This window comes from Arthrobacter senegalensis (genome assembly GCF_059091765.1).
This window is the reverse complement of record NZ_JBNHGZ010000004.1, coordinates 1-19,694: the sequence shown is the minus strand read 5'-3', so window position 1 is coordinate 19,694 and position 19,694 is coordinate 1. Positions and strand designations below refer to the sequence as shown.

The window sequence follows — 19,694 nt, the reverse complement described above, 5'->3', positions numbered from 1 at the left end:
TTCGGGTCGGTGCCGGCCCGTGAACTAGACTGGACTGGTTGCCCGTACGCGGGCGGAAACCCTTTAACCTATTCCGAGGTCCCCACAGCACATGTCTGACGTGACACCCCCAGCCCAGGAGCCACCCGTGCCGAGCCCCCTCGACGAAGCCGCGGTAGCCGCCGCCGTCGAGCAGGCGGTGATGGCTTTCAAGGCTGCCTCCGACCTGGACGGGCTCAAGACTGCCCGGCTCGCCCACGCCGGCGAGAAGTCCCCGCTTAGCCTGGCCAACCGCGAAATCGGCAAGCTGGCCAAGGCGGACAAGGCGGCTGCCGGCAAGATCGTGGGTCCGGCCCGCGGGCGCATCAACCAGGCGCTGGCCGCCCGCACCGCCGAACTGGAGGCCGAACGGGAGGCGCAGATCCTCGTCGAGGAGGCAGTGGACGTTACCGCGGCTCCGCGCCGCCGCCGCGCCGGTGCCCGGCACCCGCTCTCCACGCTGCAGGAACGGGTCAGCGACATCTTCGTCGGCATGGGCTGGGAGATCGCCGAGGGGCCGGAGGTGGAATCCGAGTGGTTCAACTTCGACGCCTTGAACTTCAAGCCGGACCACCCCGCACGGGAGATGCAGGACACCTTCTTCGTGGAACCGCCCGAGGCGCACCTGGTGCTGCGGACCCACACATCGCCGGTGCAGGTCCGCTCCATGCTGGAACGGGACCTGCCCGTGTACGTGCTGTGCCCGGGCCGGACGTTCCGCACCGATGAACTGGACGCGACCCATACGCCTGTTTTCCACCAGTTTGAAGGACTGGCCGTGGACAAGGGGCTCACGATGGCCGACCTGCGCGGCACGTTGGAGCACTTCTCGCGGCAGATGTTCGGCGCCGAGGCCAAGATCCGCCTGCGCCCGGCCTACTTCCCGTTCACCGAGCCCTCGGCGGAGATGGACATCTGGCATCCGGGCGCCAAGGGCGGCCCCCGCTGGATCGAGTGGGGCGGCTGCGGCATGGTCAACCCCAATGTGCTGCGCGCTGCCGGCATCGATCCGGAGGTCTACTCCGGTTTCGCCTTCGGCATGGGCATCGAACGCACCCTCATGTTCCGCAACGACGTCCCGGACATGCACGACATGATCGAAGGCGACATCCGCTTCAGCCAGCACTTCGGGATGGAGATCTAGAACTATGCGTATTCCCCTTTCCTGGTTGCGCGAGTACGCGCAGGTTCCCGCAGACGCCACCGCCGAGGACGTTATGGCCGACCTCGTCAAGGTCGGACTCGAAGAAGAGGACGTCCACCGTCCGTCCGATTCGATCTCCGGACCGATCGTGGTGGGACAGGTCCTCGACCTGGTCAAGGAGCCGCAGTCAAACGGCAAGACCATTAACTGGTGCCAGGTGCGTGTGGCGCCCGAAGGCGCCGGCCAGCCGCTCAGCGGCGACGGCATCGACCCATCCGGCGTGCAGGGCATCGTCTGCGGAGCCCACAACTTCGAGGTGGGCGACAAAGTCGTGGTGACGTTGCCCGGCGCGGTGCTGCCGGGGGATTTCCGGATCACCCCGCGCAAAACCTACGGGCACACGTCCGCCGGCATGATCGCGTCCGCCCGAGAGCTCGGCATCGGCGAGGACCACGACGGCATCATCGTGCTCTCCCGGCTGGGACTCGACCCGGAGATCGGCACCGACGCGATGGAACTGCTCGGCCTGACCGACGAGGCGGCCGAGATCAACGTGACGCCGGATCGCGGTTATTGCTTCTCCATTCGGGGGGTGGCCCGTGAATACGCGCTGGCCACCGGCACCGAATTCGTCGACCCGGCCAGCCGCGTCGTTGTTCCCGAAGCGGCCGGCGAGGGCCACCCCGTCCGGCTCGAAGATCAGTCACCGGTCTACGGCAAGCCCGGCTGCGACCGCTTCGTGGCACGCACGGTCCGCGGCGTCGACCCGTCGCGGCCCACGCCCCAGTGGATGGCCTCCCGGCTGCGCCTGGCCGGCATGCGCTCCATTTCGCTGGTTGTGGACATCTCCAACTACGTGATGCTGGAACTGGGCCAGCCGCTGCACTTCTATGACGCGGACAAACTCCAGGGCCCGATCGTGGTCCGCCGGGCCAATCCGGGCGAGACCCTGGTGACCCTGGACGGCAAGGAGCGCCGGCTCTCCACCGAGGACCTGCTGATTACGGATGACCGCGGCGCCATCGGTCTGGCCGGCGTGATGGGCGGTGCCGAAACCGAGGTCGGGGACGGAACCGCGAATGTGCTGATTGAGTCCGCCCATTTCGACGACGTCTCCATGGGCCGCACCCGGCGCCGCCACAAGCTGCCGTCCGAGGCGTCCAAGCGCAATGAGCGCGGAGTGGACTGGGAAATTGCGGATGAGGCGGCGCAGCGCGCCGTGGACCTGCTGGTCGAACTCGCCGGCGGCACGGCCGACACCGCCGCGACGGATGTCGGGTCACGTCCGGCACCTGTCGAGATCGACCTGCCCGACGGTTTCGCCTCCCGCCTCATCGGCTTCGAGTACACGGCAGGGCAGATCGAATCCGCCCTGACCGGCATCGGCGCTTCCTTCGAACGGTACGACGGCGGCCTGCGCGTCACGGCGCCCAGCTGGCGGCCCGACCTGGCCATCAAGGAGGACCTGGTCGAGGAAATCGCCCGGCTGGTGGGCTATGACCGGATTCCGGCCACCCTGCCGGTGGCTCCGCCGGGGCGCGGCCTGTCCCGTGGACAGCAGCAGCGCCGCCGCGTGCTGCAGTCCCTGGCCGACGCCGGCCTGACCGAGGTGCTCAGCTACCCCTTCGTTTCCACCGGGCAGAACGAAACGTTCGGAACTCCCGAGGCCGGCTCCGGAGCGGCCGCCGTCAAGCTGGCGAACCCGATCTCCGCCGAATTCGGGTACCTGCGCACCAGCCTGCTGCCGGGCCTGCTGGAGACTGCACGACGCAACCATTCCCGCGGCTTCCGCGATCTGGCGTTGTACGAAGGCGGCCTGGTGTTCCTGCCCGGCGACAAGATCGGGTCTCCGGTCCTGCCCCCGCTGGGCGCCAGGCCGTCGGACGAGGTGCTCGAGGAACTGCAGGCCGGGATCCCGGACCAGCCCTGGCACGTGGCCGCGGTCCTGATCGGACACGAGGCGGCACCGGGCGCAGGGTTCACGCCCCGCCACTGGGAATGGTCGGACGCACTGGACGCCGCACTGACCGTCGGCGACGTCCTCGGCATTGAACTGGTCGTCGCCCAGGGGAACCACCAGGCCTTCCACCCCGGCCGGACCGCGCAGTTGTCGCTGCGCACCGGCGAGGTCGTCGGCTACGCCGGCGAGCTGCATCCGAAGCTGCTCCAGGATGGGGACCTGCCGGCGCGGACTGCCGCCATGGAACTGAACGGCGAGGCACTCTTTGAGGCCGCCGCCGATGTGATTGTGGCCAAGCATCTGTCCACCTACCCGGTCTCCACCCAGGACGTAGCGCTGGTCGTCGATTCGTCGGTTCCGGCCGAAGCAGTCCGCGAGGCGCTGCGTGAAGGCGCCGGTGAACTGCTGGAAGATGTGGCCCTGTTCGACGTCTATGCGGGCCCCGGGATCGAGCACGGGAAGAAGTCGCTGGCCTTCGGGCTCAGGTTCCGGGCGAATGACCGCACGTTGACCGCCGACGAGGCCTCCGCGGCACGGGCCCAGGCCGTGGAGCTGGCCGCAGCCCGCTGCGGTGCCGTTCAGCGGTAACCGGTTACTGCCATGAATGACGACGGCGGGGCCCACCGACGCAGGTGGGCCCCGCCGTCGTGGGGGAAAGGGAAAAGGAACGCATGAAGGCCCAGGTGATACTGCAGCTGGTGCAGCTGCCAAACGGGTTCCCGGCCGCCAGCGGGCCGGACCGGCGCCCCAGCGTCCGCGCCCACACCCGCGAAGCCGTCCGCCTGCTGGCGGCGCGGGAACTGAACGTCGACCCCGACCGGATGCGGCTCGCCTTCGACTGCCGCCAATGCACGCGGGGCAACGATGGCCGGCATGGCCAGCCGCACCTGCTGCTGGACGGCGCCCCGGCCCCCGCCCGCCTGAGCTACGCCCGCTCGGGCCGCTGGCTGCTGGCCGCACTGTCCTTCCGGCCCGTGCTGCTCGGAGTCGACATCGAAGACGCCTGGGCGGACGCTTTTCGGCCGGAGGACAACATCGACGCCGTCATGCTCACGGACGCGGAGCGGACCCTGGTGGAGCAGGCAGCCGACCCGCGCCTGCTGCGGGCCCGGCTGTGGACCAGGAAAGAGGCCGTGCTGAAGTCGACCGGCCACGGCCTGCGGCTGCCGCCCGATACGATCGGCGTCGCCGGTGCGGACGGCGAACCCCAGCTGTCCGGCTGGCCCGGGGAAGCGGGAGACCGTCCCGGGCTGCAACTGCTGGACCTCACGCTCGCGGATGCCGGCGGGGAAGCGCCGCCCGGCCTCGCCGCGGCGCTGGCCGTTGGCGGGTCGGCCGACCCGAAAATCACCTACCGGGAAACTGCGGCCGTCCAGGGCTGAACGGGGAGGGCAGGCGCTCCGCCCGCCCTCCCCGTCCGCGGCAATTTCCTCCTCCGCCGGCGCCGGGACCGCCGGCGCCGGCAGCGAGGGCGAGCGTCGACGGCAACCGGGGGCCGCCCTTACGGAACCAGCAGCAGCTTGCCCGTGGTGCGGCGGGCTTGCAGGTCCTCGTGTGCCTGCGCCGCCTCGGCCAGCGGATATGTCCGGCCGATCCGGATGTCCAGGCGGCCCGACAGGACGGCGTCGAACAATTCGCTGGAGCGCCAGCGCCGCTCCTGCGGCGTGAGCAGATGGTCGGCGAGGTTGGGGCGGGTGACGAACAAGGAGCCGCCCCGGTTGAGCCGCTGCAGGTCGAACGGCGGCACCTGGCCCGACGCGCCGCCGAAGAGCACGAGCATGCCGCGGGTGCGCAGGCTGGCCAGCGAACCGTCGAAGGTGTCCCTGCCGACGCCGTCGTACACCACGTCCACCCCGGTGCCGGCGGTCAGTTGGCGCACCTGCTTTGCAAAGCCGTCGTAGCGGAGGACCTCATCCGCCCCGGCGCTGCGGGCCAGTTCTTCCTTTTCGTCGGTAGACACCGTGGTGATCACGCGGGCGCCCTTGGCTTTGAGCAGCTGCGTCAGGATCAGGCCTACTCCGCCGGCACCCGCATGGGTGAGTACGGTCTGGCCCGGCTGGACCCTGAAGCTGGAGTTAATGAGGTAATGCGCCGTCATGCCCTGCAGCGGGATGGCGGCCGCCACGTCGTCGTCCACGCCTTCCGGCACCGGGAGCGCCGCGTCGGCGGAGACCACGGTGAACTCAGCGTAGGTGCGGTCGCCCTCGGCGAAGGCGACGCGGTCACCGGGGGCGAAGCCGTCGACCCCCGGGCCGACGGCCTCGACCGTGCCGGCGGCTTCGGAGCCGGGCGTGTACGGAAACGGGACGTTGTAGACGCCGCTGCGCTCATAGGTCTCGACGAAGTTCACACCCGCCGCGGCAACTTTGACCAGCAGCTGGCCCGGGCCGGGCCGGGGGGTGTCGACCTCGCGCAGTTGCAGTACTTCCGGACCGCCGGGTGCGGCGGCCACGATCGCCTTGGCCATGTAGGGTCTCCTTAAGGTACTCGGGACAGTCGGTGCCGGCGGTGGAATCTGGCCGCTGGGGGCCGGCCGGCTCAGAACCCATCGTAGGCGCTAACGTCCGCGCCCCGGCCCGCCGCATCCGGCGGCAGGGCACGCAGGACAATGCATAATTATCCTCTCCGGTGCATACTCTTGCTGTATGCTGGATGCCATGACAATTAAGGTTGCAGTCTCCGGCGCCAGCGGTTACGCGGGCGGCGAGGTCCTCCGCCTGCTGGCGAACCACCCCGAGGTCTCGGTCGGAGCCGTCACCGCCCACAGCAGTGCCGGTTCGCGGTTGGGGGAACTGCAGCCGCACCTGCATGCGCTGGCGGACAAAGTCCTGGTCGACACAACCGTCGAGAACCTGGCCGGGCACGACGTGGTGTTCCTGGCGCTGCCGCATGGCGCCAGCGCTGAGATCGCCGCCGCGCTGCCGGCAGACACCCTGGTAGTGGATGCGGGCGCGGACCACCGGCTGGTGGACCCGGTGTCCTGGGAGAAGTTCTACGGCACCGCCCATGCCGGCAGCTGGCCCTACGGCCTTCCGGAGCTTCCCGGGCACCGGGAAAAGCTGCGCGGCGCCCGCCGGATCGCCGTCCCGGGCTGCTATCCCACCAGTTCGCTGCTGGCGCTGGCCCCGGGCTTCGCGGCCGGGCTGCTGGAGCCCGGTGACGTGGTGATTGTCGCCGCGTCCGGCACCTCGGGGGCCGGCAAGTCCGCGAAGGTACACCTGATCGGTTCGGAAGTAATGGGCGGCATGAGCCCCTACGGGGTTGGCGGCGGACACCGGCACACTCCGGAAATCGAGCAGGGGCTCTCGGCGGCCGCCGGCGAGGCGGTCACGATCTCGTTTACTCCCACCCTCGCGCCGATGAGCCGCGGCATCCTGACCACCGCCACGGCGCGCATCAAACCCGGTACGGATGCCGCGTCGCTGCGCAGCGCCTGGGAGGCCGCCTACGCTGATGAACCGTTCGTGCACCTGCTGCCCGAGGGCCAGTGGCCGAATACCAAGTCGGTGCAGGGCAGCAACCATGCCGTCCTGCAACTGGCCTTCGACGAGCACGCGGGCCGCGCCGTCGTCACCTGCGCCATCGACAACCTCACCAAGGGAACCGGCGGCGGCGCCATCCAATCCATGAACATCGCCCTTGGCCTCGACGAGACCGCCGGCCTGACCCAGCAGGGGATAGCACCGTGAGCGTTACCGCACCACAGGGATTTCGTGCCGCCGGTGCCACCGCCGGCCTGAAAGCCTCCGGCAAGCCCGATGTCGCGCTGGTGGTCAACGACGGACCACAGCGGGCGGCGGCGGCAGTCTTTACCTCGAACCGCGTGGCGGCCGCGCCCGTGCACTGGTCGCGGCAGGTGGTGGGCGACGGCCGCGTGGACGCGGTGGTGCTGAATTCCGGCGGTGCCAACGCCTGCACCGGGGCCGAGGGCTTCCAGAACACCCACGCCACCGCCGAGAAAACCGCAGCCCTGCTCGGTATTTCCTCGGGCGACGTGGTGGTGTGCTCCACCGGGCTGATCGGCGAGCAGCTGCCGATGGACAAGTTGCTGCCGGGTGTCGAAGCTGCTGCAGCGGCGTTGTCCGGCGACGGCGGTGCCGACGCGGCCGAAGCCATCATGACCACCGATTCCGTTTCCAAGCAGGCCCTGTTCGCCGGCGGCGGGTACAGCATCGGCGGCATGGCCAAGGGCGCCGGCATGCTGGCCCCGGGCCTGGCCACCATGCTGGTGGTCATCACCACGGATGCCGAACTCGCACCGCCGGCGCTGCAGGTGGCGTTGCGCGAGGCCACGCGGCTGACCTTCGACCGGACGGATTCCGACGGCTGCATGTCCACCAACGACACGGTGGTGTTGCTGGCTTCGGGCGCCTCCGGGGCCATTCCCGCGCTGGAGGACTTCACCGCGGCGCTGACCGGCGTCTGCGCGGATCTGGCGCGGCAACTGATTACCGACGCCGAGGGCGCCAGCCACGACATCGCGGTCACCACGGTCAACGCCGCCTCCGAGCGGGATGCGGAAACCGTCAGCCGCGCAGTGGCCCGCTCCAATTTGTTCAAGACCGCCATTTTCGGCAAGGATCCGAACTGGGGACGCGTGCTGTCCGCGGTGGGCACGACCGACGCTGCCTTCGAGCCGGACCAGCTTAACGTCAGCATGAACGGCGTGCAGGTCTGCCGAAACGGCGGCGTGGGCGAACCGCGCGACCTGGTGGACCTGAACGGCCGCGACGTGGCCGTGGTGATCGACCTTAATGCCGGCAGCGAGACCGCAACCATCTGGACCAATGACCTCACGCACGAATACGTGCATGAGAACTCCGCCTACTCCAGCTGAGGACCGAGATGAACACGATGCTGATGGCCCAGGACAAGGCCGCCACGCTGATCGAGGCCCTGCCCTGGATCCAGCGGTTCGCCGGCACCACCATGGTGATCAAGTACGGCGGCAACGCCATGGTCAACGATGAACTGCGGCAGGCGTTCGCCGAAGACATCGTTTTCCTCCACCACGCCGGCATCAAGCCGGTGGTCGTCCACGGCGGCGGACCGCAGATCAACGCCATGCTCTCGCGGCTGGGCATCGAGTCCGAGTTCAAGGGCGGACTGCGGGTCACCACCCCCGAGGCCATGGACGTGGTGCGCATGGTGCTCACCGGACAAGTCGGACGGGAACTGGTGGGCCTGATCAATTCGCACGGGCCGTACGCCGTGGGCCTCTCCGGTGAGGACGGCGGGCTGCTGCAGGCGGTGCGCACGGGCACCGTGGTGGACGGCGAAGACATCGACCTGGGCCTGGTCGGCGAAGTCGTCGGCGTCAACCCGTCCGCCATCCTGGATTTGCTCGACGCCGGCCGGATCCCGGTGATCTCCACCGTGGCACCGGAAATCGGCGGCGACGGCGAAGGCACCAACCAGGTGCTCAACGTCAACGCCGATACCGCGGCCGCTGCGGTGGCGGACGCCTTGCACGCCTCGCGGCTGGTCATCCTCACCGACGTCGAGGGGCTGTACGCCAACTGGCCGGACAAGTCCTCCTTGATTTCGTCGCTGACGGCGGGGGAGCTGCGCGAGCTGCTGCCGCGGCTGCAGTCCGGCATGATTCCCAAGATGGAAGCCTGCCTCAAGGCGGTCGACGGGGGAGTGGAACGCGCCGCCGTCGTCGATGGCAGGATGCCGCACTCGATCCTGCTGGAAATCTTTACCGCGGCCGGCATCGGCACCCAGGTCGTCCCGGACGGAGACGCAGCATGAACACCCCGCACACCGTTTCCCCGGCCGCCGGCCTCGCCGGGCTGGAAGAACTGGAAGGCCTGGACAACCGGCAGCTGTTGGAGAAATACCGCGGGTCGCTGATGGGGGTCTTCGGCACCCCGCAGCGCGTCCTGGTGCGCGGCAAGGGCTGCATCGTGTGGGACGCGGACGGCAGGGAATACCTGGACCTGCTCGGCGGGATCGCGGTGAACGCGCTCGGCCACGCGGACGAGTTCCTGACCGGGGTCGTGGCCGGCCAGTTGTCCACCCTCGGCCACGTCTCCAACTTCTTCACCAGCCCGGCACAAATTGCGCTGGCGGAGCGGTTGCTGCAGCTCGCCGCCGCTCCGGCAGGTTCCAAGGTGTTCTTCGCCAACTCCGGCACCGAAGCCAACGAAGCGGCGTTCAAGCTGGCCCGGCGAAACTCGAGCCCCACCCGGACCAAGATCCTGGCCCTGGAGGGCGCTTTCCACGGCCGGACCATGGGGGCTTTGGCGCTGACGGCCAAGCAGTCCTACCGCGAACCGTTCGAACCGCTGCCCGGCGGCGTGGTCCACCTTCCCTTCGGCGACGAGGAGGCCCTCCGCGCCGCCGTCGACGAGTCCGTGGCCGCCGTCGTGCTGGAACCAATCCAGGGGGAGGTGGGCGTCCGGCCGCTGCCCGCGGGCTACCTGAAGGCGGCCCGCGAAGCGACCGAGGCCGCGGGCGCGCTGCTGATTTTGGACGAGGTGCAGACCGGCGTCGGCCGCACCGGCAACTGGTTCGCGTTCCAGGGCGGCGTGGCCGGTGGCGAGCAGATCGTCCCGGATGCCATCACCCTGGCCAAGGGCCTGGGCAGCGGGCTGCCCGTCGGCGCGTTGATCACCTTCGGGGCAACTACTTCCGGACTCCTGACGGCGGGCCAGCACGGAACGACGTTCGGCGGCAACCCGGTGGCGACGGCGGCAGGCCTGGCGACGCTGCAGGCCATCGAGTCGCGCGGGCTGCTGGCCCACGCCTCCGGACTGGGGGAGCGGCTGCGCGCGGAGCTGGCCGGCCTGGAACACGTCGCCGAGGTCCGCGGCGAGGGCTTGCTGATCGGGATCGACCTGGATGCCGACATCGCCGCTGCCGCGGTGGCCGCCGCCCTGGAAGCCGGCTTCATCATCAACAATCCCGGCCCGCGCACGCTGCGGCTGGCCCCGCCGCTGATCCTGACCGCCGAAGAGGCCGCCCGGTTCACCGCCGCGCTGCCGGACATCCTGACCACCGCGGCTGCCATGGCCGCCGCTACCAGCAAGGACGCATCATGACCCGCCACTTCCTGAAGGACACCGACCTCAGCCCGGCCGAACAGGCGGAAGTGCTGCAGTTGGCCGCCGACATGAAGCGGTCCCCCTACCGCTACCAGCCGTATGCCGGCGACGGGGCGGGACGTAAGACCGTGGCCGTGATCTTTGACAAGACCTCCACGCGCACCCGGGTGTCCTTCGCCGCCGGAATCGCGGACCTGGGCGGGGTGCCGCTGGTCATTAATCCCGGCGAATCGCAGCTGGGACACAAAGAGTCCGTCTCCGACACCATCAAGGTGTTGGAACGGATGGTCTCGACGGTCGTCTGGCGGACCTACGCCCATGCCGGGCTGGAGGAGATGGCGGCGCTGTCCCGTGTGCCGGTCATCAACTCGCTCTCCGACGACTACCACCCCTGCCAGTTGCTGGCCGACCTGCTGACGGTGCAGGAACACAAAGGCAAGCTGGCCGGCCTCACCATGACCTATCTGGGCGATGCGGCCAACAACATGGCCAACTCGTACCTGCTCGCGGGAGCGACGGCGGGGATGCACGTGCGGATCGCCGGACCCGCCGGGCACCTCCCGGCAGCTTCGGTCGTGGCCGAAGCCGAAGCACGCGCCGCCGAAACCGGCGGCTCGGTTCTGGTCACCACGGATCCCGCCAAGGCGCTGGCGGAGGCCGACGTCGTCGCCACGGACACGTGGGTCTCGATGGGGCAGGAAGAGGAGAAGGCGGAGCGGCTGGAACTGTTCAAGGACTACGCCGTGGACCAGGCGGCCCTGAAGCTGGCAGCCGACGACGCCGTCGTGCTGCACTGCCTGCCCGCCTACCGCGGCTACGAGATCGCCGCCGAGGTCATCGACGGCCCCCAGTCGGTGGTGTGGGACGAGGCGGAGAACCGGCTGCACGCCCAGAAGGCGCTGATGGCATGGCTGATGGACCAGTCGTCGCTGGCTCCACTGGCCGGGAGCTGACGGCGGTGAACACGATGCCGGCCACCAAGACCGCCCGCCAGGCCAAGATCACCGCGATCCTCACCGGCGAGTCGGTGCGCTCGCAGGCGGAACTGGCCGCCCGGCTGGCGGGCGAGGGAGTCCAGGTCACCCAGGCCACGCTCTCGCGGGACCTGGTGGAACTGGGTGCGGTACGGGTGCGCGGGCAGGACGGCGGGCTGATCTATGCGGTGCCCGGCGAGGGCGGGGAACGCACGCCGCAGAGCGGTGTCACCCAGGAGATCCTGGACGCCCGGCTGGCCCGGCTCTGTGCCGACCTGCTGGTCACCGCCGAGGCCTCCGCCAACCTGGTGGTCCTGCGGACACCGCCGGGGGCGGCCAACTTCCTGGCGCTGGCCATCGACCACTCGGTCATGCCGTCGGTTCTGGGCACAATCGCGGGCGATGACACCGTTCTGCTGGTGACTCGGGATCCGGCCGGCGGAGCGGCGCTCGCCGCACGGTTCCTGCAGTTCGCCGACGAATCCTCGCGCAACGCCTGAGCCCCATAACCTAGTCGCAGCAAGAGCTGCGGACGCCGGCGCGGAAGCCGGCACAACGAGCCATCTCCGCCGGCCGGCACGGCCGGGTGCGGAACCGTCACCAGGGCAACCTGGCGGAAAGGGAAGACACAACGTGACGCAGGAACCGAAGAGCCCCACCGGGCACACCAACGAAGGCGCCCTCTGGGGCGGCCGCTTCGCCGGCGGCCCGGCCGATGCCCTGGCCGCGCTGAGCAAGTCCACGCATTTCGACTGGCGCCTGGCACAGTACGACATCGCAGGTTCCCGGGCCCACGCCAAGGTCCTGCACCAGGCCGGATTGCTCGACGACGCCGAGCTGCAAGGCATGCTCGCCGCCCTGGACCGGCTCGACGACGACGTGCGGTCGGGCGCGTACGTGGCGGCCGAGTCGGACGAGGACGTGCACGGTTCCCTGGAGCGCGGGCTGATCGAACGGGCCGGCGCCCAGCTGGGCGGAAAACTCCGGGCCGGACGGTCCCGCAACGACCAGATCGCCACCTTGGGCAGGATGTACCTGCGCGACCACGCACGGATCATCGGCGGGGGAGTGCTGGCAACCATCGACGCGCTGCTCACCCAGGCCCGCCGGTATCCGGAGGTTGCCATGCCGGGCCGCACCCACCTTCAGCACGCGCAGCCGGTGCTGCTGTCCCATCACCTGCTGGCCCACGCCTGGGCGCTGCTGCGGGACGTCCAGCGGCTGGCGGACTGGGACAAGCGGGCCGCCGTCTCTCCCTACGGCTCCGGTGCCCTGGCCGGCTCCTCGCTCGGCCTGGACCCCAACGCCGTCGCGGCGGACCTCGGTTTTGACTCCGCGGCCTGGAACTCGATCGACGGAACTGCCGCGCGGGACGTCTTTGCCGAATTCAGCTGGGTCGCGGCCATGATCGGCGTGGACCTGTCCCGGATATCGGAAGAAGTCATCCTGTGGGCCACCAAGGAATTCTCCTTCGTGACGCTGGACGATGCCTATTCCACGGGCTCCTCGATCATGCCGCAGAAGAAGAACCCGGACGTCGCGGAATTGGCCCGCGGCAAGGCCGGCCGGTTGATCGGCGACCTGACGGGGCTCTTGGCCACGCTCAAGGGCCTGCCGCTGGCCTACAACCGTGACCTGCAGGAAGACAAGGAACCGGTCTTCGACGCGGCAGACACCCTGGAGCTGCTGCTGCCCGCCGTCGCCGGCATGATCGAAACCCTTGTCTTCAATACCGAGCGGATGGAGGCGCTGGCCCCGCAAGGCTTCGCGCTGGCCACCGACATCGCCGAATGGCTGGTCCGTCAGGGCATTCCGTTCCGGGAAGCTCACGAGCTCTCCGGTGCCGCCGTGAGACAGGCCGAAAGCCGCGGAGTTGAACTCTGGGACCTGACGGCCGAGGAGTTCGCGGCCATTTCCCCGCAGCTGACTCCGCAGGTGCGTGAAGTGCTCACGGTTGCAGGTTCGCTGGCCAGCCGCAGTTCGCAGGGCGGCACCGCCCCGACCGCCGTGGCCGCCCAGATCGCGGCGCTTGAGGCAGCGCTGGACGGCGCACGCGGCTACGTCTCCGGCGGCCGCCCCTGAGCCGTCCGCACCCCGGCACGGGTAAATTACCAGCCGGTAGCAAATAGTGCTGCGGTAGTTTGTGAAGCGACGGGTCGAGAGCCACTGAGCCGAGGGAGCGAGCATGTCGACGCTGAGCCAGGACGAGGAAAAGCTGGTGCCGGAAGGCCGGATCGAGCGGGTTGACGGCGACTACGTCCTGGCCTTCGACCGACAGCTCGATTACCCGCGCAGCTACATCTGGAGCCTTCTGGCGGAAAAGGACAACGTCGCCAAATGGCTCGGCACGCTGGACGCCGACTGGCAGCTGGGCCATACCTATGAGCTGGATCTCGGCGGCGGCACCACCAGCGGCACGGTCCTGCAGCTGAATCCGCCGCTCAGCCTGCAAATCAGCTGGGAGGATGAGCTGGGGCAGGAAGCGGTCATCGAATGGCGGGTGCTGGAGAGCGACGGCGGTACCTTGCTGCAGTTCCGCTCGCGCGCCGAGGGGCCGGACTTCCTGACCGAAGGCAGCGCGGGCTGGCAAACAATCCTGGACGCACTCGCCGCCGTCGCGGGCGGGCGGCCGTCAAACCCGGAGCCCGGCCGCTGGGCACGGCTGCGCGAGGCCTATGCCCGCCACTTCCGGCTCTCGCACTCGATGGGCACCGCCCACAAGGATTCGGGGCGCACCAGCCTGCGTTTCGAACGGTTGCTCGACGCCGCCGCAACGGAGGTCTGGGCGGCCCTGACCGAGCCGGATCTGTTCGGCAAGTGGCTGGGCCCCGGCCGCGTAGAGCTGCAGACCGGCGGCGCCGTCGAATTCACCCTGCCGGAACGGACCGTTAACGGGGACGTTGAGTATGTGCTCGCCGGCAGCCGTCTCGACTACACCTGGACCGCTCCGGAGGGCAGCGGAACCGTGCACTGGATGCTGGAACCGGCCGACGGCAAGACCCGCCTGCTGCTGGTGCACAACATCGGGCGCGAGATATCGCCCGAAGCCCTAATGGCCCGCTGGCACGCGCGGCTGGATGCCCTCGCCACGGTGCTGGGCGGCGGCCATGTGCATGATTCGGCCCACCGGCTCGAAGCCCTGACGCGCTTCTACCAGCGGGTGCAGCCGGCCTAGTGGACGCAGCGTTACTTCACTGGCTCGCCCGGCCCGCCGTGGACGTCGCTCCGGGGCTGCTCGGCGCCCGCCTGACACACACCACGCCCGAGGGAACAGTAGCCGTACGGCTCACCGAGGTCGAGGCCTACATGGGCGAGCACGACCCGGGATCTCATGGCTTCCGCGGCCCGACAAACCGCAACAAGGCGATGTTCGGCCCGCCGGGCCACATCTATGTCTACTTCACCTATGGCATGCACCATTGCGTGAATATCGTGTGCGGCCATGACGGCCAGGCCACCGGGGCCCTGCTCCGCGCCGGTGAAATCACCCAAGGCCTTGACCTTGCCCGAAGCCGGCGCGCATCGGCCAAAAACGATGCGGAACTGGCCCGCGGGCCGGCCCGGCTGGCCACTGCCCTGGGGCTGACGCTTGCCGACAACGGCAGGGCCCTCACCCAGGGGCAACTGGAACTCGCACGACCGGCAGTCCGGGCCTCCCATCAGCAGGTGCGGACCGGGCCGCGGGTGGGCGTGAGCGGCGAGGGCGGCACCGCGGCCTACCCATGGCGTTTCTGGCTCGAAGGGGACCCGACGGTCTCGCAGTACCGGGCCGCGAAGCCGCGCCGGCGCGCCGGCAGCGGGTAGGGTAGACGGGTGAATGAACGTCCCCGCGAATCAGTTGAAGCCATGGTCAACCGTCTTTCGGAAACGGTTCGGGACTATCCGAAGCCAGGGATCATCTTCCGGGACCTTACTCCCGTATTTGCCGACGGCGAGGCGCTGCACGCCTTGGTGCACGCCCTGATCGACCCGTTCGAGGGCCAATTCGACGCCGTCGCCGGTGTCGAGGCCCGCGGCTTCCTGCTGTCGGCCGCGGCCGCGTATGCCTCGGGCACCGGGGTCATCACCGTGCGCAAGAAAGGCAAACTGCCGCGCAGGACGATTTCCGAAGACTACGCGCTGGAGTACGGCACGGCCACGTTGGAAATCCATGCCGATGAACTGGTGCCGGGTTCGCGCGTCCTGATCCTGGACGATGTGCTGGCCACCGGAGGGACCCTCGGCGCGGCGTGCCGCCTCTTCGAACGGGCAGGGGTGCAGGTTGCCGGATTCGGCGTGGTCCTCGAGCTCTCGGCCCTGCGGGGCAGGTCTGCCCTGACCGGACACCGCATCCGCTCGCTGGTGCGTGAATAACCCCGGCCATTGCGTCCTTGGCGAAAGGGCGCGTGCCCACCCGCCCGCGGTCGTTCCGGCGGAAGAAAATTTGGCGCGCCGGTAGTAGAATGGACGGTCTGCCTTTTGGGGAGGGAACACGTATGCCTGAATCGCCTTCGGCCCATGCCGAGCTAGAACTTGAGCGCGCCTATGTGGCGGGGCTGTACCGCCGGCTGGAAGAACTGCGCGCCGAGAAACAGGAACAGTTGGCCCGCGTCCGCAGCAGCGGCGCCGTGGGAAGCATGCAGAACATCTCCGAGCGCGACGCGTTCGCCACCATGTACGAAGACCGGCTGGCTCAACTGAACGCCGTGGACGACCGTTTGGTGTTCGGCAGACTCGATCTGGACGACGGCGACCGCCGCTACATCGGGCGGATCGGACTCAGCACGGCAGACCTGCAGCAGCTGATGGTGGACTGGCGGGCCCCCGAAGCCGGGGCGTTCTACCAGGCTACGGCCTTCGAACGGCTGGGAGTCCGGCGGCGCCGGCACCTGATTTTGCAGGGGCACCAGGTCAAGGGCATCGAAGACGACGTGCTGGATCCGACCATGCTCTCCGAGGACGGGGTACTGCAGGGCGAAGGGGCCCTGTTGGCGGCGCTGAATTCGAAGCGGACCGGAGCCATGTCCGACATTGTCGGCACCATCCAGGCCGAACAGGACCGCATCATCAGGGCCCCGATGCCGGGGATCCTCGTGGTGCAGGGCGGTCCCGGTACGGGCAAGACCGCCGTCGCCCTGCACCGGGCGGCCTACCTGTTGTATTCGCACCGCGAACGGCTGAAGTCCGCCGGCGTGCTGCTGGTGGGGCCATCGAACTCTTTCATGAAGTACATCGAGCGGGTGCTTCCCTCGCTGGGCGAGACCGGAGTGGTGATGTCCACCCTGGGCGGCCTGATGCCCGGCGTACGCACCGTGTCCGAGAGCAACCCGGCCGTGGCCGAGATCAAAGGCCGCCTGGCCATGGCCGGCGTCGTGGCCAACGCCGTGGCCAACCGGCAGAGACTTCCGGCGGAACCGCGCAGGCTCAACGTCGAAGGCACCATGCTGACGCTGACACCGCGCCAAGTGGCACGGGCCCGCGACCGGGCACGGGCGACCGGCAAACCACACAACACGGCCCGGGTAACGTTCGTGAAAATCCTGCTGCGCGAACTGGCGGACCAGCTGGGGGAGGCACTGGAGAAATCGTCCGGACCGGGAAACAACGCGGACCGTGCCTATCTGATCGAAGACGTGCGCACCTCACGCGATGTCAGGGTTGCGCTTAATCTGTGCTGGATGCCGCTGACCCCGGAACAGCTGGTCAGGGAACTGCTCAGCAAGCCGGCCCATCTCGAGTCGGCCGCTCCCGATCTGACGGACGCCGAACGCAAGCTGCTGCTGCGCCCCGCGGATGCGCCGTGGACGGAAGCCGATGTGCCGTTGCTGGATGAAGCCGCGGAGCTGCTCGGGGACATGGATGCCTCGGCCGGGCGTGACAAGGCCCAGCGGGATGCAGAGCGGGCCCGCGACGTCGCCAATGCGGAACAATCGCTGCGGAACGTCGACCAGATGCTGCGCGACATTGGGATCGACGGCGTCGTCAGCGCCGAGGACCTGGCCGGTTACAACCAGGCGCAGCAGACCCGCTTCACCGCTGCCGAACGGGCCGCCGTCGACCGCACCTGGGCCTTTGGCCACATTGTGGTTGACGAGGCGCAGGAGTTGTCGGCCATGCAGTGGCGGCTGCTGATGCGCCGCTGCCCGCTCAAGTCGTTCACCGTCGTCGGCGATATCGCGCAGACGAGCTCTCCCGCCGGCGCGGAATCGTGGCAGCAGGCGCTCGAGCCGTTCGCCGGCGACCGCTGGCAGCTTGAAGAACTCACCGTGAACTACCGCACGCCCTCCCAGATTGCGCAGGCCGCCGTCCGGATGGCCAACGCCGCGGGCCTGGTCGTGACGGCTCCGAAGGCGGTGCGCGACGGCCGCTGGTCGCCGGTCGTGGACCGGGTGCCGGAGGGCCGCATGGTCGAACGGCTTTTGGAGGTCATGCCCGAGGAGCTTGCCGCCGCCGACGGCGGTCTGTTGGCGGTTATTGCCTCCGACCACCGCCTGCCGGACGTCCGGAGTGCGCTGACCGCGGCCTACGGGGCACGCGTGGGCGGCGGTGCCGGCGGGATGGAACAGGACATCAGCGTGCTGGGTCCGCAGGAGGCCAAGGGCCTGGAGTTCGATTCCGTCGTAGTGCTTGAGCCGGGTGAGCTGCTGCACCGGGTCGGCGGCCGCGTCGGAGATCTCTATGTCGCCATGACCCGTCCGACACAGCGGCTCCGGCTGCTGGCCGAAGGCGACGTCCCCGAGGGCATCGAAGGCTGATAATTTGGTATCCGTGAATAATACGTTTCTGGCTTCCCAACGCAACGACCCTGGTTTTGCCAATGTTTGGCAGGAACTGAAGTGGCGCGGCCTCGTCCATGTTTCGACCGATGAAGCCGAACTGGAGAAGCTGCTGGCGGGGGACCCGATCACGTATTACTGCGGGTTCGACCCCACCGCACCCAGCCTTCACCTGGGCAACCTGGTCCAGCTGCTGACCATGCGCCGGCTTCAGCTGGCGGGGCACAAGCCGCTGGGCCTTGTAGGTGGCTCCACCGGGCTGGTCGGCGATCCCCGGCCTACCGCCGAGCGCACCATGAACACCAAGGAAACCGTCGCCGAATGGGTGGACCGCCTGCAGGGACAGGTGCAGCGCTTCCTGGACTTCGACGGTACGAACGCCGCACGCATGGTCAACAATCTGGACTGGACGGCGCCACTGAGTGTCTTGGATTTCCTGCGCGACATCGGCAAGCACTTCCGCGTCGGGACGATGGTCAAGAAGGACATCGTCGCGTCCCGGCTGAACTCGGACGAGGGGATCAGCTACGCCGAATTCAGCTACCAGATCCTGCAGGGCATGGATTACCTGGAGCTGTACCGGCAGTACGGCTGCATCTTGCAGACCGGCGGATCCGACCAGTGGGGCAACCTCACCAGCGGCATCGAGCTGATCCGCAAGGTGGAGGGCCAGTCTGTCCACGCCATCGGCACGCCGCTGATCACGAACTCCGACGGAACCAAGTTCGGCAAGAGCGAGGGCAATGCCATCTGGCTGGATGCGGACATGTGCAGCCCCTACGCCATGTACCAGTTCTGGCTCAACACGGCCGACGCGGACGTGGTGCAGCGGCTCAAGGTCTTTACCTTCCGTTCCCGCGAGGAGATCGAAGCGCTTGAGCGCGCCGTAGCCGAACGACCCCATGCCCGTGAGGCACAGCGTGCGTTGGCCTACGACGTGACCTCGATTGTGCACGGCCCCGCAGCCACCGAGAAGGTGATCGCCGCCTCCTCGGCCCTGTTCGGGCAGGGCGACCTGGCCGAGCTGGACGAAGCGACTCTTGTCGCCGCCACTGCCGAGCTGCCCAGCGCAGTGACCGGTGCAGCTACCACCGGCATCATCGACCTGTTGGTCCAGTCCGGCCTGGCCGCCAGCAATTCCGCGGCACGACGGACCGTAGCCGAGGGCGGCGCCTACGTTAACAACCAGAAGATTACCGATCCGGACGCCGCAGTCGGGAGCGAGCAGTTGCTGCATGGCAAATACCTGTTGATGCGCCGCGGCAAGCGCACGCTCGCCATGGTCGAAGTGTCTGCCTGAATCCACGGGCGTTCGCACGTCAGCCGGCCACGTCAAAGGGCCCGCAGTCCCCCTGGTCAGGGGAGGCCGCGGGCCCTTCGGCATCAGTGGCGGGCATCACCCGCCGGCGATTTGCGGGCCCGTCCGGTGCCGTGTAATGTTTTCTGAGTCGCCGCCGCTGGTTGTGAAACAGCCGGCCGGAACGCGACAAGCCCCTTCGATAAAAAGACAGCGACTGTCATGCGCCCGAGTGCGCAGGCAAATTAGCTGGGTTTTTGTGATGGGTTTCTTTTCTCGAGGTAAATGAAGCGGAAACGCGGATTTGACAGAAAGAAAAGGAATGAAATAAAGTAGAAACATCGCAGCGAAGAAAAGCAAAGCGAATTTCGGAAGAAATCGTTTTGGGAAGTATTCGTTTGCTCCTGTTGTTTGAGAACTCAATAGTGTGCCAAGTTTGTTGATACCAATTATTTATTGGTTGAAAGTGCCGTGGCGTGCCGCCCCTGTGGTGTGTC

Annotated in this window: 17 protein-coding genes; 15 read left to right on the top strand and 2 right to left on the bottom strand. The window is 68.4% G+C overall.

Going from position 1 to position 19,694, the window contains the following annotated elements; all coding sequences use genetic code 11:
• Nucleotides 1–91 precede the first annotated feature (91 nt).
• The 3 genes from pheS to AC5RVG_RS12980 all read left to right on the top strand — a co-directional run bounded on the left by pheS (nucleotide 92) and on the right by AC5RVG_RS12980 (nucleotide 4,504).
• Entirely contained in the window at nucleotides 92–1,162 is a 1,071-nt protein-coding gene (gene pheS, locus AC5RVG_RS12990) for a phenylalanine--tRNA ligase subunit alpha (RefSeq protein ID WP_494014153.1), read from the top strand.
• 4 nt (nucleotides 1,163–1,166) lie between these two features.
• Nucleotides 1,167–3,710, top strand: a complete 2,544-nt coding sequence (gene pheT / locus AC5RVG_RS12985; RefSeq protein WP_494014152.1) for a phenylalanine--tRNA ligase subunit beta — start codon at nucleotides 1,167–1,169, stop codon at nucleotides 3,708–3,710.
• Between the two features lie 83 nt (nucleotides 3,711–3,793).
• Nucleotides 3,794–4,504, top strand: coding sequence for a 4'-phosphopantetheinyl transferase family protein (locus tag AC5RVG_RS12980; protein ID WP_494014151.1), 711 nt, complete (start codon nucleotides 3,794–3,796; stop codon nucleotides 4,502–4,504).
• A 119-nt stretch (nucleotides 4,505–4,623) separates the two neighbouring features.
• On the opposite strand, the gene AC5RVG_RS12975 is transcribed toward AC5RVG_RS12980, so the two are convergent.
• Entirely contained in the window at nucleotides 4,624–5,589 is a 966-nt protein-coding gene (locus AC5RVG_RS12975; RefSeq protein ID WP_494014150.1) for a quinone oxidoreductase family protein, read from the bottom strand.
• Between the two features lie 190 nt (nucleotides 5,590–5,779).
• Here AC5RVG_RS12975 and argC point away from each other — a divergent pair, with 190 nt between their 5' ends.
• From argC to tyrS, 12 genes are all read left to right on the top strand, one after another.
• Nucleotides 5,780–6,811 carry an N-acetyl-gamma-glutamyl-phosphate reductase gene (gene argC / locus AC5RVG_RS12970; RefSeq protein ID WP_494002372.1) on the top strand — a complete coding sequence of 344 codons (1,032 nt, stop codon included), beginning with the start codon at nucleotides 5,780–5,782 and terminating at the stop codon, nucleotides 6,809–6,811.
• Complete coding sequence (argJ, locus tag AC5RVG_RS12965) at nucleotides 6,808–7,959, top strand: bifunctional glutamate N-acetyltransferase/amino-acid acetyltransferase ArgJ (RefSeq protein WP_494014149.1); 1,152 nt, start codon at nucleotides 6,808–6,810, stop codon at nucleotides 7,957–7,959. Before argC ends, argJ begins: the two co-directional genes overlap by 4 nt.
• An 8-nt stretch (nucleotides 7,960–7,967) precedes the next feature.
• Nucleotides 7,968–8,876, top strand: coding sequence for an acetylglutamate kinase (gene argB / locus AC5RVG_RS12960; RefSeq protein ID WP_493977787.1), 909 nt, complete (start codon nucleotides 7,968–7,970; stop codon nucleotides 8,874–8,876).
• Nucleotides 8,873–10,168, top strand: a complete 1,296-nt coding sequence (locus AC5RVG_RS12955; protein WP_494014148.1) for an acetylornithine transaminase — start codon at nucleotides 8,873–8,875, stop codon at nucleotides 10,166–10,168. The genes argB and AC5RVG_RS12955 overlap by 4 nt, the downstream gene beginning before the upstream one ends.
• Complete coding sequence (gene argF, locus AC5RVG_RS12950) at nucleotides 10,165–11,124, top strand: ornithine carbamoyltransferase (RefSeq protein WP_494014147.1); 960 nt, start codon at nucleotides 10,165–10,167, stop codon at nucleotides 11,122–11,124. Before AC5RVG_RS12955 ends, argF begins: the two co-directional genes overlap by 4 nt.
• Nucleotides 11,079–11,645, top strand: a complete 567-nt coding sequence (locus tag AC5RVG_RS12945; RefSeq protein ID WP_494014146.1) for an arginine repressor — start codon at nucleotides 11,079–11,081, stop codon at nucleotides 11,643–11,645. Before argF ends, AC5RVG_RS12945 begins: the two co-directional genes overlap by 46 nt.
• A 133-nt stretch (nucleotides 11,646–11,778) precedes the next feature.
• Nucleotides 11,779–13,227 carry an argininosuccinate lyase gene (argH, locus tag AC5RVG_RS12940; RefSeq protein WP_494014145.1) on the top strand — a complete coding sequence of 483 codons (1,449 nt, stop codon included), beginning with the start codon at nucleotides 11,779–11,781 and terminating at the stop codon, nucleotides 13,225–13,227.
• Between the two features lie 103 nt (nucleotides 13,228–13,330).
• Nucleotides 13,331–14,320, top strand: a complete 990-nt coding sequence (locus tag AC5RVG_RS12935; RefSeq protein WP_494014144.1) for an SRPBCC domain-containing protein — start codon at nucleotides 13,331–13,333, stop codon at nucleotides 14,318–14,320.
• Nucleotides 14,320–14,949, top strand: coding sequence for a DNA-3-methyladenine glycosylase (locus AC5RVG_RS12930; RefSeq protein ID WP_494014143.1), 630 nt, complete (start codon nucleotides 14,320–14,322; stop codon nucleotides 14,947–14,949). The genes AC5RVG_RS12935 and AC5RVG_RS12930 overlap by 1 nt, the downstream gene beginning before the upstream one ends.
• Before the next feature lie 42 nt (nucleotides 14,950–14,991).
• Nucleotides 14,992–15,498: an adenine phosphoribosyltransferase gene (locus AC5RVG_RS12925; RefSeq protein ID WP_493977814.1), complete on the top strand. Its 507-nt coding sequence runs from the start codon at nucleotides 14,992–14,994 to the stop codon at nucleotides 15,496–15,498.
• A 122-nt stretch (nucleotides 15,499–15,620) separates the two neighbouring features.
• Entirely contained in the window at nucleotides 15,621–17,879 is a 2,259-nt protein-coding gene (locus tag AC5RVG_RS12920) for a HelD family protein (protein ID WP_494014142.1), read from the top strand.
• A gap of 4 nt (nucleotides 17,880–17,883) precedes the next feature.
• Nucleotides 17,884–19,200 (top strand): tyrosine--tRNA ligase, encoded by a 1,317-nt coding sequence (gene tyrS, locus AC5RVG_RS12915; protein ID WP_494014141.1) that lies wholly within the window; start codon nucleotides 17,884–17,886, stop codon nucleotides 19,198–19,200.
• A gap of 217 nt (nucleotides 19,201–19,417) precedes the next feature.
• On the opposite strand, the gene AC5RVG_RS12910 is transcribed toward tyrS, so the two are convergent.
• On the bottom strand, nucleotides 19,418–19,694 hold a 277-nt coding region (locus tag AC5RVG_RS12910), incomplete at its 5' end, for a hypothetical protein (RefSeq protein WP_494014140.1).

Bases quoted from the DNA above. Each gene is read 5' to 3' on its own strand.
- AC5RVG_RS12980 (WP_494014151.1), top strand. From the start codon at position 3,794: ATGAAGGCCCAGGTGATACTGCAGCTGGTGCAGCTGCCAAACGGGTTC.
- AC5RVG_RS12935 (WP_494014144.1), top strand. From the start codon at position 13,331: ATGTCGACGCTGAGCCAGGACGAGGAAAAGCTGGTGCCGGAAGGCCGG.
- AC5RVG_RS12945 (WP_494014146.1), top strand. From the start codon at position 11,079: ATGGCTGATGGACCAGTCGTCGCTGGCTCCACTGGCCGGGAGCTGACG.
- pheT (WP_494014152.1), top strand. From the start codon at position 1,167: ATGCGTATTCCCCTTTCCTGGTTGCGCGAGTACGCGCAGGTTCCCGCA.
- argB (WP_493977787.1), top strand. From the start codon at position 7,968: ATGAACACGATGCTGATGGCCCAGGACAAGGCCGCCACGCTGATCGAG.
- argC (WP_494002372.1), top strand. From the start codon at position 5,780: ATGACAATTAAGGTTGCAGTCTCCGGCGCCAGCGGTTACGCGGGCGGC.
- AC5RVG_RS12955 (WP_494014148.1), top strand. From the start codon at position 8,873: ATGAACACCCCGCACACCGTTTCCCCGGCCGCCGGCCTCGCCGGGCTG.
- argF (WP_494014147.1), top strand. From the start codon at position 10,165: ATGACCCGCCACTTCCTGAAGGACACCGACCTCAGCCCGGCCGAACAG.
- AC5RVG_RS12920 (WP_494014142.1), top strand. From the start codon at position 15,621: ATGCCTGAATCGCCTTCGGCCCATGCCGAGCTAGAACTTGAGCGCGCC.
- AC5RVG_RS12975 (WP_494014150.1), bottom strand. From the start codon at position 5,589: ATGGCCAAGGCGATCGTGGCCGCCGCACCCGGCGGTCCGGAAGTACTG.
- AC5RVG_RS12925 (WP_493977814.1), top strand. From the start codon at position 14,992: ATGGTCAACCGTCTTTCGGAAACGGTTCGGGACTATCCGAAGCCAGGG.
- pheS (WP_494014153.1), top strand. From the start codon at position 92: ATGTCTGACGTGACACCCCCAGCCCAGGAGCCACCCGTGCCGAGCCCC.